Here is a 16,771-nt window from a genome sequence, read left to right as displayed (position 1 = left end):
CTCCTTCAGATGTTTACTTTTTTTCTATAGATTTTGGTTCTAAGGGTTGCGTCAAGATGCTTAAAATGGTTTTAATTCCTTCTCGATAATTCCCTAAACGAATATTTTCATTGGGACTATGTTGATTATTGTCTGCATTGACTGTTGGGATTGTCACTGCAGGTATTCCTAAAGCATCGACAAAAGGTGAGATCGGAATGCTTCCTCCAGAAATTCTAATTTGGATCGGTTCTTCATCAAATGCTCTTCTCATAGCTGTGCGCAACCATTCGCCGGTTTCAGAATCCATTGGTGTCCGGAATGCCTGATAAGAAATTGAGTAATCCATTTTTACGATTTTTGGATACTTCATTCTTTCCTCATCACTTGGGTCATGATCTAGGATTTGAAATCCTTGCTCTTTAATATGCTCTTTGATCAATTCGAAAAGCCTTACTGGATCAGATTCAGGAACTAAACGCATATCGATTTCTGCCAAAGCAGTCGCTGGTACTATTGTCCTTGCTTCAGAACCTACCCAAGCTGATTCCATACCTCGAATGTTCAGCGAAGGATACTGAATACTTTCTTGGTAGGTATTTCCCACTTTGTCCGTTCTTCCCAATCCCAATCGATTTTGGATAGCGATTTCATCATCTGGGACTGATTTTAGTATTTCTTTTTCTGCTTGAGTCAAATTGATACCATCATAAAATTCCGGGATGATCACTCTTCCTTCCTCATCTTTCATACTTGCTAATAGCTGTGCCAAAAGAAATGCTGGATTGGGAGCATAGTTTCCATAATGTCCGCTATGCTGAGGAGTTTTTGGCCCATAAGTAGTCAAAGTCATTTGAGAAATTCCTCGAGCTCCATAGCTCAATGTTGGAAGATTTGAAGTATGGCGTGGCCCATCCATGATTAGCATCATGTCTGATGCCAATTCATTTTTATATTTGGAAACTGCCGCTGGTAGGAGGGGAGAGCCTTGTTCTTCTTCGAAATCCAAAATGATTTTGATGTTATAATCCGGGGATAAATTTGCTCCAATCATGGCATCCCATGCTGTCAAAAACATAGCAAATGGTCCTTTGTCATCTGAAGAAGATCTTGCAAAAATTCTCCAGTCTGGATCATATTCTTCATCCAAAAGGGACATTGGAATGCTTTTCCAGTCCCCACCTTTTTCTTGAGATTTGAGTTCAGGTTTATAGGGACTTTCTTGATTCCATTTGGATAAGTCGACAGCCTGTCCATCAATGTGGAAATACAAAAGTGCAGTTTTAGTCGCATTAGGTTCTTTTTTCTCCGCAAGAAGGAGAGGTATGCCTCCCGTATCCAGTCTTTCCGATGTCCAGTTTCTTTTGGAAAACTGATCTTCACACCAAGCAATATTTACTTCAATCTGTTCTGGGAAAGTGGCATCATTTGGCATGGAGACAATCTCTTTAAGGAGGTCAAGTCCATGATGCCAACTTTGAGTGGTTAGTTCCTCCAATTGCTTTTGGGTTGGAGTTTGGGAATATCCCAGTATGGGGATAAGTAAGCCTAATAGGAGTAAAGGTTTTTTCATAAAGGATTAAAGGTTCTATTTGGTGGTTATATTTCTTCGTCTGGGATTGCCATGGTATGATTGGCAAGCAATTGCCATTGGTTCCCCTTGAGAACATAAGTTCTCATGAAATGATAGGTGGTTGGTTTTGGACCCCGGTCAACTACGGTGATTCCTGTGACGATAGCTGTTGATCCATCGATGATGACTTTCACATCTCTGGAATCGCGGGACCGAGTATTGTTATTAGGATTTTTGACTGCATTTTTTGCTCTCTTGACTACATCTTCCTTGGAGTCTACCATTGACATATGATTGTGTACCCAAATGAAATCCTCTGCAAGAAAAGCCTCCAAAAAGTCGGGATCGGGACTTAGATTCACTTCTTCCCAAGATCGGTCAATTTTCTTTAATTGGTCATCTGTCCAAATCTGAGCAAATGCGGAATTGGAACAAAGGAATATACAAAGAGCAAAAACTAATAAAAATCGAGTGTTCATATAGAGGTGTTTTATCTGCTTAATTTCTATAATTTTCTTGACTTTCGGTTTTAAAGGGTTCAATTCCTTGTGAATTAGGCTTTTACTGTTTCAAATTGTACTTTAGAGTTGTTCTTTTAAACTATTTATTTGATTTATATGAGTTCAGTTGCTACTATCAGTTCTCGACCTTCCGATTTTTCAATTTTAAAATCTCAATTTTTGACTTGCTATGATGAGTTATCAAAAATGGCGAGACAAAAGTTGAAGTTTGAATACAATTCAGACACTTTGGATACATCTGCTTTGGTGCATGAAGCGTATTTGAAATTGGAAAATCATGAAAGTGGTTTTCAGAATAAATCTCATTTTATGGCCATTGCAGCGATTGTGATGAGAAGGTTTTTAGTGGATTATGCTCGGCAGAAAAAGAGACAAAAAAGAGGAGGAGATCAGATCCAACTGACCTACGGGGCAGTTAACCAGGCTATTTTTACTACTCCAGAAGAGGTTATTAATCTCAATGAGGCGTTAACCCGTCTAAAATTTATTAATAATAGACATTGTCGGGTCGTTGAGTATCATTTTTTTGGAGGATACAAGCATGAAGAGATTGCCAAAATGATGGGGCTGTCTATAGATACGATCCGTAGAGATTGGCGTTTAGCAAAGGCTTGGCTAAGCAAAGAGTTAAAAAACTAGGCAAATACCATGAGTAAGAGGAAAGAGGGGTGGAAGGTATTGGAAAATGCCTTTCACAAACTGACAGCTTTATCCATAGAGGATCAGGTACTTTTATTGAATGAAATTCAAGAGATAGATCCAGACCTTTATAGTCAATTGACATTATTATTAGAAGCAGATCGGGAAGCTCATCCTATTTTTAATATTTCTGCGCCAAGTATATTTAATGTTCTGGAAAATGATCAAGACCTTGTAGGTTCAAAAATTGGAGCTTTTGAATTAGAATCTTTGGTAGGGCAAGGGGCTATGGGGTCCGTTTTTAAAGCAAAAAGAATAGACAGGCAATTTGATCAGACGGTGGCAATAAAATTAATGAAGCCAGTTGTGATGAATAGTTCATTTCGCGAATTTTTTCAAAAGGAAAGACAGATACTTGCTAAGCTTAATCATCCACATATTGCTCGACTTTATGATGGGGGATTTACAGATGATGAGAGACCTTATTTTACGATGGAATGGGTCTCTGGTAAAAATCTAATCGAACATAGTAATGCAGAGAAGCTAGGTTTAAATAATCGGATTGACTTATTTCTTCAGGTTTGCCAAGCTGTCAAATATGCACACCAATCTTTAATAGCCCATCTTGATTTAAAGCCTCAAAATATCATCGTTCATGAAGGTGAGCAGGTGAAATTGTTGGATTTTGGGGTTTCTAAGATGATGGAAGAAGGAGAAGATCAATCGGGTAGTTTTACATTGGCCTATGCGTCACCTGAACAAATTCAAAAGACAAACGTTGGAACCAACTCTGATTTGTATACATTGGGAGTAATCTTTCAGGAATTGTTGTCAGGAGAACATCCTTTTCACAACTTTTTTGATGAACGACAAAACCTGAAGGATGCAATTTTGAAAGGAGAAAGCTTAACTTTTTCTCTTTTCTCAGACTTTGGAAATGTTCCCTTTGCAGATGATTTGGAAATGATCTGTTCCAAAGCCATGCAAATCAATCCAGAGGAGCGCTATGGGTCTGTGGATGAGATGACTAGAGATATCAAAGCTTTCTTGAATAATTATCCAGTTCTTGCTGAAAAGACCACATGGTCATACAAAAGCAAAAAGTATTTCCGAAGAAATAGAGCAATGTTATCCTCACTTGGAGGGGCGTTTCTTTTGCTTTTGGCTATGGGGGTCTATTATACCGTTCAATTAGCTGAGCAAAGAAATATAGCTCAAGAAGAGGCCAAACGGGCAAACCAGATTACAGATTTAATGTCGGATGTGTTCTTGGCTGCTGATCCAAATGTAGGCGGTGCAGATACCATTACTGCTGTTCAGTTACTTAATAAAGGGTTGGAAGATTTGGAGAAAAACACAGGTGACAATCCTGAATTGTATGCGGATATGCTAGCCAGGCTTTCTCCGATTTTTTTTAACCTCGGTCAATATGATAAAGGAATGGAGGCTGCTGAAAAAGCATATGAAATCAATAGCTCACTCTCAAATACAAATCCAGAGATTACTGCTGAACGATTGACTCAGCTTTCAAGTGGGTATTATTACTATGGAAACATAGATACCTCCCTGGTTTTGGTGAATCAATCTGTTCAGTTGCTCAAAGAAAATGGGCTTGGGAATTCAGAAATGATGGCCATCACATTATACCAAAAAGGAAACTCCTTGTATGATTTGGGAAGAAATGCCGAGGCTGATTCTTCCTACAGAGCAGCTTATGATATATACCTCACTTATTTTGATCCTCCCAATTTAGACTTAGCAACAAGTCTTCATATGATCGGTGCAAATTTGATAGACATGGGTGAATTAGATGAATCTGAGAAGTATTTGATGGAGGCTTTAAATATGAAAAAGCAATTGTTTGAAGAACCTCATTTAGAAATTGCTTATACCTATAATTACCTAGGGACATTGAATCAGAAAAAAGGGGAGGATTCAATAGCACTCGGGTACGTTCAGGAGTCCCTTAGGCAGAGAAGGACAATTTTGGGAGACTACCATGTGGAGACCGTTGCTAGTATGGGAAATACCGCCAGAACTTTGATTCGATTGGGAAAGGCAGAGGAAGCAATTCCCATTTATGAAAAGGCATTGGTGATCATAGATTCTTTGATGGGAGAAAGTCATTATTATTTTGGCGCATTGTCTGGATCTTTAGCAAATGCATACTTTAGTTTAAAAGATTATCCGAGTGCTAAAAAATATTACTTGAAAGCTGCTGAAAACTTTCAAGTAACCATGGATGCCAATAACCCAAGGCAAGCTTCGCCATATGTCAATTTGGGTAAGGTTGAAGAAGCAGAAGGTAATTATGAAAAAGCCCTCACTTATTACAAGAAAGGGCTTGAAATAAGGGAAAGTATTTATTCTGACGGCCACCCGGATATCGCCCAAAGCCAACAGACGGTAGGAGAGTGCCTGCTAGCAATGGGGGATTATCCTATCGCCATAGAATATTTAGAGAAAGCCCGGGATGCATATCAAGAAGATAAAGAGTCGAACAAAGAGGCAATACTTTCATTGAATTCATCTTTGGCATCAGCCTACCAAGCAACCGATAATAAAGAAAAAGCTGAATATTATCGGGGCTTGGCATCTAATGAATGATTTAGCAAGATACTCCTCTGACTGTAACCGATGTAAACGTTTGAGTTGATTCTAAACACAGCTCTGTCGGTTTGCTGTATTCATAATCACTTAGGAATTTCCACTTAAAGCCATCTTTGTATTCGACTGTGATCCGAATATCAAATGCACCTGCAGGGACGGTTTTGACTTTTTTCGTATTGGTAGAGATGTCTCCACTGGCAATTGTTTGATTATATGTATTTCCTCCAGATTTAGTCTTATAGGCGATAGTGAATCTCATAGTTACTCCCAAGAATCCATTTTTATTATTCAATGAAACATTCTTTGCCGGATACTTTACATCAGTGCAAGTCTTTACTTGATATTCTGTGGTATAGCCTAGTTTGGCTGTCGTATTGTCTTTGAGATAATGAAGCTTATAGGAGATAGGGACTCCAGGGTTATTTCTGGAATAAACAGCATTATCTCCAGTGATGATATAATTCAAATCTGCGAAAGTCTTTGCTTCAACTGCATTGGAAGCGACAGATGCATTTCCTCCGATGGTTACCACTGTGATCGAGGATTTGTTCAAAATACTTTTGTACTTCGTTTCTACTGTTCCAGATACATTAGTGAGTCCTGTGGCATAGTTGAGAGTACCTTCCAGCTCCGCATCAGTAGCACTTTCAGTAGTAACCATTCTAAACATGATAATTCTGCCATAATTCACAGCTTGAACATATGCAGGAGGGGAGTTAGGTCCAAACTTAGCCTCTATGTCTGCTTGTGTAGCAGAAGGGCCGAAAACATTTCCTGGGTTAGTAGGAGGATCCATAGTTACTGAGTAGAAGACTTGCTTGAATACCATCATGGCCACCCGTTCTGTATTGGTAGATTCATAGCTGAATTGTGCTGAAACGTCTCCTCTTGCCCATTCAACATTTAGCCCAAGATCCATGCTTAATTGACGAGAACTATAGGAAGTTTTAGCCACATAGCTTGAATTTGCTGCATTTACATAGCCTTCCTGATAGGCGTTTGCATTCCAATATTCCAAAACCCCATCCAATGCTGATTGGACATTGGAATTGCTAGGGCTATCGACGGTGAAGCTTCCTTCTTCACCAATGCCTGGGAGATCAATTCGTAAATCCACTGGGGCTCTATCCACTCCTGCAGGTGTAGGTAATCCTCCTAAAGTTGCTTCATCAGCTATTACCAATGCTCCGGGATAAATTATCCCATTGGTAGGTCTTAGGATAGCGATGTCTTCAAAATTGTTTCTAAGGTCATATGTGACAGTTTTACATTCTGTATATCCACCGCTAAAATTGGTGCTCTGGGTATTGGTTCCTAATTGAGTCCTTTGCGAAGAACCAGTGATACTCTGAACATTTAAAACGTTGTTTGGGTCGTTATTTAACCCTTTTAGATATTCTCCAATTGTCTCAGCATCTGGAGATATTTTGATCGGATCGTCATTGTTTCCGAAATCACAGGAATACATAAAAATCCCCATAGTAAAGGCAAAAATGGCCTTTTTGAAAATTTGAAAATTTGCTTTCATGGCGAATAGAATTTTGGTTGTATTTCTAAAGGCGACAAAAGCATTAAAAAGTGGTAACGAGGTGTTGGTTTTTTTTTAAAAACTTTTATTTCTCTGATTAAATAGTACTTTTTTTATTTAATTGTACTTAAAAAATAGTAATATTTTAACTAGTAAAATTCCTGATAGTTAAGTTAAAATATTATTTAGTTAAATTTAATTATTTTGAGAATTGTAATTTTAAAAACCTTTAAATGAGTTGTTTGTGGTTATTTATGTTGTATTTTTCTTATATTAACTAAGCCAATTTTTATTTAGTTCTACGATATTTATTGAATGTTCAACTTAAATATTTTTAAAATGAGCAAAGAAAATTGTAATTCTCGAAGAAGTTTTATTGAGACCTTAGCTATGGGGCCGCAATTGGTGGATTGACTGCATTTTCCGGTGGAATTGTCCAAGCTGAAACCAAATCTGATACTAAGATCCTAAATGATGCTGAAGAATGGTTTAAAGGAGTGAAAGGTACCCACCGTATAGTTTATGATGGTTCTACCCCGCATGATGGATTTCCAATAATCTGGAACTGGGCATTTTACCTGACCAATAATCAAACTGACGTGCCAGATTCTGATATGACAGCTATGACAGTTTTAAGGCACTCTGCAATTCCATTTGCAATGAACAGCTCAGTTTGGAAGAAATATAAACTAGGAACAGTTTATGGAATCAATGATCCTAAAACCCAGCAACCTTCGGAAAGGAATCCTTTTTATGCGCCAACTGAAGGGGATTTCCCAATTCCTGCTATTCAAGGGATTAAAGATCTTCAAGCTCGTGGTGCTATGTTCTGCGTTTGTGATCTTGCAATGAACTTTTACAGCGGTGTCATTGCGGGTCAAATGGGACTGGAAGCGGCTGATGTATATGCTGATTTTAAAGCTGCTGTTGAACCGGGGATCCAAATCGTTCCTTCTGGTGTTTGGGCTTTGCAAAGGGCCCAGAAACATGGATGCGCATATGTATTTGCAGGGGGCTAATTCTTAGATTATGAAAAAGCTCTTAGTATTTGGAATTGCTTTCATATTAGTGTTGAATGCTTTTGGACAGAGTCCCGAGGTTCAAATTGTCTTTGATATCACTAGCCCTGATGAGGGCGTACATCAATCGGCTATTCGTCATGTCAATATGATGTCTGAGGCTTATCCTAAGTCAGAGTTTGAGTTGGTTTTGTATAGCAGTTCAATCAATATGGCTCTGAAGAATACGTCGTCTGTTTCAGCAGCTCTTGTAGACCTGTTAAAAAGGGAAAATGTCTCTATGGTTGTCTGTGAGATGACTCTGAAAAGACATGAGATAGCAAAGGAAGATTTGATCGAAGGGATTGGAACTGTACCCGACGGTATTTTGGAGATCATCCAAAAGCAAAAAGAAGGGTGGGGTTATATCAAGGAGAGTAAATAGCAAGTAGAATGTCTCAAATTCTTAAAATTTGTCAGACTGAGCGGAGTCGAAGCCTTATATTAATGGCATTAATTACATTTCGACTTCGCTCAATGTGACCTTTAGTGCTTTTGAGAGTCTCTATTGCCTACTTCAGCTTTACTAAGGGATAATTCAATCCATTCACTTCGTTTCGGACGACGACGTATTTATTGAGGCTTTTGAATAAATCAGTCAGATTTCGAAAACCATAAGTTCTGGGATCAAAACTTGGATCAATTTTTCTAAGGGAGGCTCCGATTTTGGCAATATGTATTTCTTCCTCCTCATCTGAAGAAATCTCAAATGCCCGATCAATTAAACGCAAGTCAATTTTAGGATGGGAGCTCTTTGTGGGACTTTCTGCCGCTACCACATTTTGTCTTGAGCTTGTTTTTTCAGGTTTTTTCTCTTCTTCCACTTCTTCACCCAAGTTTTCGGCAAATGTGAAAATCTCACAAGACTGTACAAAGGCCTGAGGGGTGATTCTTCTGCCTATTCCCATTACAAACATCCCTTCCTCACGGATTCTCTTTGCTAGCCCTGTATAATCTGAATCTGATGAAACGATACAAAACCCATCTACCGAATTGCTGTGGAGGATGTCCATTGCATCTATGATCAGCGAACTGTCTGTTGAATTCTTCCCGGTTGTATAGGCGAATTTCTGAATGGGATTAAAGGAATATTGGTTGATTACCTCTTTCCAACTGTTCATTTGAGGAGTAGTCCAGTCTCCATAGATTCGCCGAATTGTGGCCTTTCCGTATTTGGAAACTTCTTCTAGAATTTCTTTGATTAGCTTGGCTTGTGCATTGTCGCCATCGATCAAGACGGCAATATTGAATTTGTTTTCTCTCATAAAAATGAATCAATCCAAAATTGATTATGATTTAATTAAGGGATTAAGTTAGGAAATGCTTCAGTGGAGGCCAAAAAAAAAGGGGCTTTTGGCCCCTCAGTTTGATTTTACTTCAAATGTTCTTTAAAAAAGGCTATGGTTCGATCCCAAGCTAGATTTGCAGCTGCCTCATCATAGCGAGGGGTAGTATTATTATGAAAACCATGATTGACATCAGGGTACATAAACATTTGATATTCCACTCCATTTGCTTTCAAAACTTCTTCATAAGCAGGCCATCCGGCATTGACTCTTTCATCTAATCCCGCGTATTGAATCATTAATGGAGCTTTTATTTGCGCAGCCTCTTCTGCAGAAGGCTGACCGCCATAGAATGGTACTGAAGCTCCTAATTCTGGAAGCCTTACTGCCATCATATTGGATATCCATCCTCCGAAGCAGAATCCTACAACACCAACATTTCCATCGCAGTCTGGATGGTTTTTCAAATAATTATAGGCTGCTATAAAATCCTCCAACATCTCATCCCTATCTCTTTCCCGCTGCATTTCGCGTCCTTTGTCATCGTTTCCAGGGTATCCTCCCAATGGCCAAAGTGCATCTGGAGCAATGGAAATAAATCCTGCTACAGCGCATCTCCTTCCGACATCTTCGATATAGGGATTCAATCCTCTGTTTTCATGAACCACTACAATTCCTGGAAATTTACCAGAGCCGGCAGGTTTGGAAAGAAGCCCTCGGATTTCTCCGCCTCCTTTTGGAGAGTCATAGAAGACATAATCAGAGCTTTGCATACGCTCGTCATTATCCAGGATAGTTGCCGTGGTGACATAATCAGGCATCATGGTACTCATGAGCGTAGTCAAAGTGATTCCACCAACAGCATAAGCAGAAAGTTTTTCCATAAAAACTCTTCTTTCAAGTTTATTATGGGCGTAATAGTCATACAGATCAAAGACTTCCTGAGGGATGTCTTCTTTTTTGAGTTTATCCATGGTTGTTGTTGTTTTGAGCTATAGGAAGATGCCCAAAAAATCGCAGATTTCCATGGTGAAAGTGAGGAATTGAGAAATAGATTCGATGAAAGGTGGAGGATTGATTAACCTCTCAGCTTCAATTGTAATCCCATAAGGAAGTTTCTGAGAATCTGATCTTTGCATTCTCTGTATTGGTGCTGATCAGGTTTTCTAAAAAATGCGCTCAATTCATGTTTGCTGATTCTGAATTTTCTTAATTCAAAAACCTCTAACATATCGGTGTCCTTCATAGAAAGTGCGATTTTCAACTTTCGAAGGATCATGTTATTGTTAAGTGATTTTTCAGCAACAGGTGGATTTTCATCCTTTTTTCCTCTCTTCAAAATGATCAATCCATTCAGAAATGCAGCGAGTTCTTTGTCGATGATTTTTTGATATGCCGGGTCTTCCTCATTCTTGAGCCAGTTACTAACAAGCTCCCTGTTGACTTCCATTCCACCTTCATTGAATAGGTTGATCATCTCAAAATCATTGAAATCGAAAGAATAGCGAAGGGTTTTTAGAATGTCGTTGTTGCTCATTTGATTCTGTTTGGTGGGCGAATTTAAGGCTTTTTTGAAAGGTGAATGGTCTGAGATTGATCTTTTAGGTTTTGAGGAAGGTTTTTGCCAAATTTTAACCTGATCTTTGATTCCTAATTCAATTGCTGTGACCGAAGTCTTATTTATCACTCCACCTTTTACCCAACTTAACACTCCCTATCCTGCAACGGCCTATTTGAAGGGGTTTTTGAATACTCTTACGATCCCTTCCAATCAGGCAGATTTGGGTATTGAGTTGATCTTGAGAATTTTTTCAAAAGAAGGTTTGATAGAAATTTTTGATTTGATAGAATCTCAAGAGCTGGAATTATCAGAGAATGCGTCTAGGATTTTCCGATTGAAAAAGAATTACCTGCAGACAATTGATTCTGTTATCGGCTTCCTTCAGGATAAAAATCCCACTCTTGCTTATCGAATTGTGGAGGGAGATTATTTACCAGAAGCTTCCCGATTTGAGCAGAAGGATGATACGGATTGGGCTTTTGGAACATTGGGTATTCGAGACAAAGCTCGTTATCTGTCAACCCTGTATCTAGAGGATTTGGGAGATTTGATTTCAGAGGCTATTGATCCTCATTTTGGCTTTAGTCGATATGCAGAACAATTGGCGATCAGTGCTCAGGAATTTGATGAAATGGAGGAAGCACTTCAAGATCCAAATGGATTGTTGGATGACTGGCTTTGGGAGTTATTGGATGAAAAGATTCGCTTGTTTGAACCTAGGTCAGTTGCCTTTTCAGTTCCTTTTCCAGGGAATTTATATGGAGCTTTAAAATGCGCTCAATTTATCAAATCAAATTATCCCAATATTTCTGTCTGGATGGGAGGAGGGTACCCAAATACAGAATTGAGATCCTTGAAAGACCCACGGGTATTTGATTATGTTGATTATATCACGCTCGATGATGGAGAGGCTCCTGTAAGGCTTTTGTTGGACCATATTGTTGGAAACATACCTCAAGAAGAGTTGAAAAGAACTTTCCTGCGGAAAGATGGAAAAGTCAAATGGGTCAATAGTAGTCAAGTCAAGGATATTCCTCAAAGAGAAACAGGTACGCCTGATTATTCTGATTTGCCAATTCGTGATTATTTATCGGTTATCGAAGTGGCTAATCCCATGCACAGACTTTGGTCAGATGGGAGATGGAATAAATTGACTTTGGCCCATGGTTGCTATTGGGGGAAATGTACTTTCTGCGATATTTCCCTTGATTATATTCAGCGTTATGAACCTATCAGTGCTTCCATTCTCTGTGATCGAATTGAAGAGATTATAGCTCAAACTGGTCAAAATGGATTCCATTTTGTAGATGAGGCAGCACCGCCTGCTTTGATGAGAGATTTGGCAATAGAAATCCTTAGAAGAGGACTTTCTGTTACTTGGTGGACGAATATTCGCTTTGAATCAAGCTTCTCAGCGGATCTCTGCCGTTTGCTTCGTGCTTCTGGTTGTATAGCAGTTTCTGGCGGTTTGGAGGTAGCATCTGATCGCTTATTGGATCTGATCAAAAAAGGGGTGACAGTCGCTCAAGTGGCACAGGTTTGCAATCACTTTACCCAGTCTGGAATAATGGTTCATGCCTATTTGATGTATGGTTTTCCAACTCAGACGGCCCAGGAAACCATTGATTCATTGGAAATGGTTCGCCAATTATTCGAATCAGGGGTTCTTCAATCTGGATTTTGGCATCGATTTGCTATGACCACTCATAGCCCTGTTGGACTCAATCCTCAAGGTTTTCAAGTCAAAAACTTGTATCCACACCCCGGCACCTTTGCCAATAATGAATTGGCACATGAGGATCCAAGTGGAGCAAATCATGATTTATTTGGAGTGGGTTTGAAAAAGTCTCTGTTCAACTACATGCATGGAGTAGGTTTTGAGATTCCTCTAAGTGATTGGTTTGAAACGAAAGTTCCTCCTACGAGCATTCCTAAAAAATATATTCAGAGACAGGTGAACGATGAGCCAGAATTGGTTTACAAAGACCAATTGAGAATAATTTGGATAGGAGAGTTGCCTGAGTTGGTTTATTTGGATGAAGAAAATGTTGATTTGATTTTTTCGGGGAAAAAGGAAGATTTTGCCTTGGAATTACCGGTAGATTTTGGGGAATGGGTCATGGAAATGCTGGAAGAAATTAGCTATCAACAGCCATTAAATAGACTTAAGGTAATTCGTGAAAAATACGAGGCTAATTATGGTGATTTTCAGGAATTGATAGAATCTGAAGTTTGGCAGATTTTAAAAGAAAATGGACTTTTGATTATTTAAAATATTCAAAACTTATGCTTTGATATCCTATGTCGAAAAATTGTTAAATTAACATCGAATGGAAGAGCAAATCATACATAAGGAGTCCAAGGATAAGACATCCAGAGAAAGACAAACCTTCTACAGGGTGACTTTTAATAATAATTCTCAATTGTTGAAAATTGCTGATAATAAGGCAAATATTATCATCAGTATCAATGCCTTGGTAATTTCCTCTATGGCTGCCTTGATTGGTTATGGTTCTATTTCCAATCAGATTGAGGATTCTAATTTAGGGATGCAGATTCCGATTCTGCTTTTTGTAGTTTTTTGTTTGGCTTCGACCATTTTGGCTATTCAAGCAGCAAAACCAAAAATCGTAGGGAAACCCCGTCAAAAAACAGAAAATCCATCTTTGATATTTTTTGGATCAGTATCACATTTGACGAAAGATGAGTATTTCTCACATCTTAAAAAAACAATGTCCTCGAGACAGGATATTATGGATCAGATGTCCACCTCTTTGTATTATCAAAGCATGGTGTTGAATCAAAAATACAGACTTCTCAGATATGCCTATTTGGCCTTTTCAATTGGAGTTGTAATAGGAGCTTTAGCTTTTTTAACTCAACTAATGTCATAAAAAAAGCCGCTCTAGGCGGCTTCTCTTAATACGTGAATTTGACGTAAACTCGTTTTTCTATTTTTTGTCCATCTGGTGCAATCATCATTTTGGCCGATTCGGCTTGTGCTCCATCTGCCATCATTCTCATAACTGGAAGCGGAGATGCTGGTTGATCCAGGGAAACATGAAATACACGAATTGTTCTAATTCCTAAGGTCTCGGCAATCAAATTTGCTTTTGACTGAGCATCCAAAAGTGCTTCTCTCATCAATGTGTTTTCCATTGACTTGGTAGTCGCTTCAGAAACTCTAAAACTCAAATTGAAACTCATATCTCCTGCATCTTGTATGGCATCAGAAATCTTTTGTAAGTCTTCATTTGTGGTTTTGGTGATGATTTGAAGGGATTGTCTCGCTACGTATCCACTATCCCTAGATACTCCACTTCTGTAGATTCGATTTATATTGACTGAATAATTATCTGCTACTAATTTATAGTCTCTGATTTTGGATTTTTTGAGTTGGTTTGCAAGGTTTTCAGTTTTGGTGTTCAACATTTTGGTTGCATCAGTCACTTTCATGGACTTTTCTTCCAAATTGATATAGAATACTGCTTCGTCTGGTGATACTGATTTTACTGAATACCCTTGTACTTCAATAAGAGGTACCTGTTGAACTTCTTGGGCTTGTAAAGAAAATGCCAAGCCTGTTGCCACTAGAAATGTCAATAATGCTTTCATATGTGTTGATTTTGGTAATGTGATCATATCTTCAAAACGCAGTCCAGTTTTGCTTCGCTACCTAATTAGATGCGCTTTTCTACTGGATTTAAGGAAAATTAGGAATTGAAATACTCAGATTTTCTTCCCTTTTAATCTCAAACTATTAGCAACTACAGAGACAGAACTCATGGCCATCGCCGCTCCTGCAATCATAGGATCCAAAAGGAATCCATTAATTGGATATAGAATTCCAGCGGCTACAGGAATACCTATAAGGTTATAAATAAAAGCCCAAAAAAGGTTCTGCTTAATTCCATTAACAGTCAGTTTGGAGAGATTGAAGGCTTGAGGAACCTTTTGAAGATCAGAGGTAATCAATGTGATCTTTGCCACATCCATCGCAATATCTGACCCATGCCCCATGGCAATGCTGACGTCTGCTTGAGCCAAAGCCTCTGAATCATTAATGCCGTCACCAACCATAGCTACAATTTTTCCTTGGGATTGGAGGAGCTTGACATATTCGGATTTATCAGAAGGAAGGACCCCAGCTTTGAATTGTTTGATTCCCAGATCTTTGGCAACTGATTCTGCCGTATGCTGATTATCTCCTGTCAGCATGTGGACTTCAATTCCCATTTTGTGTAATTGCTTGATAGCGGACTTTGAACTAGCTTTTATCTGATCTTGAATTCCAATCATAGCAATCAACTCGTCCTCATTTCCAAAATAAACCACTGTTTGGGCTTCTTGCTCCCAATTTTCAGCTTTGTCTTTCCATTCTTGTGAAAGCGAAAGATTAAACTTCTTGAGCAGACGTAGGTTGCCAACGAAAAACTCTTTGCCTAGATATTTTGCTTTTACTCCTTGTCCAGTGATGCTTTCAAATGATTCTAAGGAAACTTTCTTATTTCCTTTTACTTCGAGATATCGGACGACGGCAGAGGCGAGAGGATGCTCCGACTGGCCTTCCAGAGCCAATAGAATGGATGATTCATCAGAATTATCATTTTCATGAAGCCATTCAATGGTTTTAACGCTAGGTTTTCCTTCGGTGATTGTTCCTGTTTTGTCTAAGATTACTGCATTTACGCGATGGCCCAATTCAAGACTTTCAGCATCGCGGATTAAGATGTTGTTTTCGGCGCCTTTTCCCATACCGACCATGATTGCAGTTGGTGTAGCAAGTCCCAATGCGCAAGGACATGCAATTACCAAAACAGCTATAGATGTCAATAGAGCATGTGTAAAGTCATTTTCACCACCAAATGCCATCCAAATAATAAATGTGAGAAAAGCGATTCCTAAGACTGTCGGCACAAAAACACCGGCAATTTTATCGACCAATTTCTGAACTGGTGCCTTACTTCCCTGGGCTTCTTGAACACGCTGAATGATTTGGGAAAGGAGTGTAGCACCACCTACTTTTTCAGCAATAAACTGAAAGCTCCCTTTCTGGTTTATCGTACCGGCAAATACTGGATTCCCGCTTGTTTTTTCCACAGGAATTGGCTCGCCACTGATCATGCTTTCATCAATAAATGAACTTCCAGCACTTACGGATCCATCTACTGGTACCTTTTCTCCTGGTCTAACCAAGATCCTATCACCAATTTGAACTTCCTTGATTGGAATTGATTTTTCACCCTCTTCAGTTATTATCGTTAGAGTTTTTGGTTGTAGTCCAATCAGTTTTTTCAACGCTGAAGAAGTGTTGGATTTGGCCTTTTCCTCTAGCATTTTTCCAAATGAAATAAAAGTGATAATGACAGTAGCAGCTTCATAATAAACATGAGGCATTAGTCCTTTTGAGGTCCAAAACTCTGGGAATAATGTGTTGAACAAGCTGAAAAGAAAAGCTATTCCTGTACTGAGAGCTACAAGGGTATCCATGTTGGCTTTTCCATTTTTGGCTTGCTTCCATGCGTTGATATAAAAACTTTTTCCAAAGTAGAAAAGGACTGGAATTGAAAGTGCCAAGGATATCCATTTTCCCGGATCCCAATCCATAAAAAACATTCCTAAGATGAAAATAGGAAGGGTTAAAATAGCAGCGCCAATTGTTCTTTTTTTGACGTCCTGGTATTTTTTATCCTGTTCATTTTCAATGCTTTCATTGATATCTTTTGAATTGATAATCAACCCATAGCCTATCGCGGTAAGAGCTTCATTGAGAAGATCTGGATTGGTGGTTTGATTATATTCTACCTGAACAGTATTAGTCGCAAAATTGACAACGGCAGACTGGACTCCATCTGTGTGAGTAAGGATGGTTTCAACACTGGAGGCGCAAGCTGCGCAGGTCATTCCCGTAACTGGAAAAGTCTGTTTCTGAATCATTTCTTTATTCATGATTCAAATTTCCGAAAAAATAGGGAATGGCTGTTTATAGGATTTTAGATGAGTTTTATAAGATTTT

The 16,771-nt window shown here is 38.8% G+C and carries 14 protein-coding genes; 6 read left to right on the top strand and 8 right to left on the bottom strand.

The features are described from left to right. Positions 1-13: 13 nt before the first annotated feature. Together O0V13_RS04170 and O0V13_RS04165 are read right to left on the bottom strand one after the other, a co-directional pair. Complete coding sequence (locus O0V13_RS04170; protein ID WP_268033735.1) at positions 14-1,552, bottom strand: M20/M25/M40 family metallo-hydrolase; 1,539 nt, start codon at positions 1,550-1,552, stop codon at positions 14-16. 26 nt (positions 1,553-1,578) lie between these two features. Continuing rightward, complete coding sequence (locus O0V13_RS04165; protein ID WP_268033734.1) at positions 1,579-2,031, bottom strand: nuclear transport factor 2 family protein; 453 nt, start codon at positions 2,029-2,031, stop codon at positions 1,579-1,581. 138 nt (positions 2,032-2,169) lie between these two features. Here O0V13_RS04165 and O0V13_RS04160 point away from each other — a divergent pair, with 138 nt between their 5' ends. Continuing rightward, entirely contained in the window at positions 2,170-2,712 is a 543-nt protein-coding gene (locus O0V13_RS04160; protein WP_268033733.1) for an ECF-type sigma factor, read from the top strand. A gap of 9 nt (positions 2,713-2,721) precedes the next feature. Continuing rightward, complete coding sequence (locus tag O0V13_RS04155; RefSeq protein WP_268033732.1) at positions 2,722-5,319, top strand: serine/threonine-protein kinase; 2,598 nt, start codon at positions 2,722-2,724, stop codon at positions 5,317-5,319. A gap of 1 nt (position 5,320) precedes the next feature. Here O0V13_RS04155 and O0V13_RS04150 read toward each other — a convergent pair whose 3' ends face one another. Continuing rightward, positions 5,321-6,850: a thiol-activated cytolysin family protein gene (locus O0V13_RS04150; protein WP_268033731.1), complete on the bottom strand. Its 1,530-nt coding sequence runs from the start codon at positions 6,848-6,850 to the stop codon at positions 5,321-5,323. A gap of 410 nt (positions 6,851-7,260) precedes the next feature. Here O0V13_RS04150 and O0V13_RS04145 point away from each other — a divergent pair, with 410 nt between their 5' ends. Together O0V13_RS04145 and O0V13_RS04140 are read left to right on the top strand one after the other, a co-directional pair. Further along, positions 7,261-7,869, top strand: a complete 609-nt coding sequence (locus O0V13_RS04145; RefSeq protein ID WP_268033730.1) for a Tat (twin-arginine translocation) pathway signal sequence containing protein — start codon at positions 7,261-7,263, stop codon at positions 7,867-7,869. Positions 7,870-7,879: 10 nt separating this feature from the next. Next, entirely contained in the window at positions 7,880-8,293 is a 414-nt protein-coding gene (locus O0V13_RS04140) for a DsrE family protein (protein ID WP_268033729.1), read from the top strand. Between the two features lie 127 nt (positions 8,294-8,420). On the opposite strand, the gene O0V13_RS04135 is transcribed toward O0V13_RS04140, so the two are convergent. The 3 genes from O0V13_RS04135 to O0V13_RS04125 form a co-directional block, all read right to left on the bottom strand. Next, positions 8,421-9,173, bottom strand: a complete 753-nt coding sequence (locus O0V13_RS04135) for an NYN domain-containing protein (protein ID WP_268033728.1) — start codon at positions 9,171-9,173, stop codon at positions 8,421-8,423. A gap of 107 nt (positions 9,174-9,280) precedes the next feature. Continuing rightward, complete coding sequence (locus O0V13_RS04130) at positions 9,281-10,168, bottom strand: dienelactone hydrolase family protein (protein ID WP_268033727.1); 888 nt, start codon at positions 10,166-10,168, stop codon at positions 9,281-9,283. A 104-nt stretch (positions 10,169-10,272) separates the two neighbouring features. Continuing rightward, the gene (locus O0V13_RS04125; protein ID WP_268033726.1) at positions 10,273-10,731 is read right to left on the bottom strand and encodes a DUF1456 family protein; all 459 of its coding nucleotides are present in this window, start codon (positions 10,729-10,731) and stop codon (positions 10,273-10,275) included. Between the two features lie 127 nt (positions 10,732-10,858). On the opposite strand from O0V13_RS04125, the gene O0V13_RS04120 reads away from it, so the two are divergent. Next, on the top strand, positions 10,859-13,027 hold the full coding sequence (locus tag O0V13_RS04120) for a B12-binding domain-containing radical SAM protein (protein ID WP_268033725.1): 2,169 nt from the start codon (positions 10,859-10,861) through the stop codon (positions 13,025-13,027). A gap of 58 nt (positions 13,028-13,085) precedes the next feature. Further along, positions 13,086-13,649: a Pycsar system effector family protein gene (locus tag O0V13_RS04115; RefSeq protein WP_268033724.1), complete on the top strand. Its 564-nt coding sequence runs from the start codon at positions 13,086-13,088 to the stop codon at positions 13,647-13,649. Between the two features lie 25 nt (positions 13,650-13,674). On the opposite strand, the gene O0V13_RS04110 is transcribed toward O0V13_RS04115, so the two are convergent. After that, complete coding sequence (locus O0V13_RS04110; protein WP_268033723.1) at positions 13,675-14,370, bottom strand: SIMPL domain-containing protein; 696 nt, start codon at positions 14,368-14,370, stop codon at positions 13,675-13,677. 114 nt (positions 14,371-14,484) lie between these two features. Beyond that, the gene (locus O0V13_RS04105) at positions 14,485-16,704 is read right to left on the bottom strand and encodes a heavy metal translocating P-type ATPase (protein WP_268033722.1); all 2,220 of its coding nucleotides are present in this window, start codon (positions 16,702-16,704) and stop codon (positions 14,485-14,487) included. Positions 16,705-16,771 lie beyond the last annotated feature (67 nt).

Origin of the sequence: Algoriphagus sp. PAP.12 (assembly GCF_026652115.1) — a bacterium.
In the GTDB taxonomy this organism is placed as follows: domain Bacteria; phylum Bacteroidota; class Bacteroidia; order Cytophagales; family Cyclobacteriaceae; genus Algoriphagus.
The sequence above is the reverse complement of the archived record's forward strand: the minus strand, read 5'-3'. Positions and strand labels throughout refer to the sequence as shown.

What these genes read in the sequence shown, in the direction of transcription:
- O0V13_RS04170 (WP_268033735.1), bottom strand. Translation starts at nt 1,552, where the DNA reads ATGAAAAAACCTTTACTCCTATTAGGCTTACTTATCCCCATACTGGGA.
- O0V13_RS04125 (WP_268033726.1), bottom strand. Translation starts at nt 10,731, where the DNA reads ATGAGCAACAACGACATTCTAAAAACCCTTCGCTATTCTTTCGATTTC.
- O0V13_RS04155 (WP_268033732.1), top strand. Translation starts at nt 2,722, where the DNA reads ATGAGTAAGAGGAAAGAGGGGTGGAAGGTATTGGAAAATGCCTTTCAC.
- O0V13_RS04130 (WP_268033727.1), bottom strand. Translation starts at nt 10,168, where the DNA reads ATGGATAAACTCAAAAAAGAAGACATCCCTCAGGAAGTCTTTGATCTG.
- O0V13_RS04110 (WP_268033723.1), bottom strand. Translation starts at nt 14,370, where the DNA reads ATGAAAGCATTATTGACATTTCTAGTGGCAACAGGCTTGGCATTTTCT.
- O0V13_RS04160 (WP_268033733.1), top strand. Translation starts at nt 2,170, where the DNA reads ATGAGTTCAGTTGCTACTATCAGTTCTCGACCTTCCGATTTTTCAATT.
- O0V13_RS04105 (WP_268033722.1), bottom strand. Translation starts at nt 16,704, where the DNA reads ATGAATAAAGAAATGATTCAGAAACAGACTTTTCCAGTTACGGGAATG.
- O0V13_RS04140 (WP_268033729.1), top strand. Translation starts at nt 7,880, where the DNA reads ATGAAAAAGCTCTTAGTATTTGGAATTGCTTTCATATTAGTGTTGAAT.
- O0V13_RS04165 (WP_268033734.1), bottom strand. Translation starts at nt 2,031, where the DNA reads ATGAACACTCGATTTTTATTAGTTTTTGCTCTTTGTATATTCCTTTGT.
- O0V13_RS04150 (WP_268033731.1), bottom strand. Translation starts at nt 6,850, where the DNA reads ATGAAAGCAAATTTTCAAATTTTCAAAAAGGCCATTTTTGCCTTTACT.
- O0V13_RS04135 (WP_268033728.1), bottom strand. Translation starts at nt 9,173, where the DNA reads ATGAGAGAAAACAAATTCAATATTGCCGTCTTGATCGATGGCGACAAT.
- O0V13_RS04115 (WP_268033724.1), top strand. Translation starts at nt 13,086, where the DNA reads ATGGAAGAGCAAATCATACATAAGGAGTCCAAGGATAAGACATCCAGA.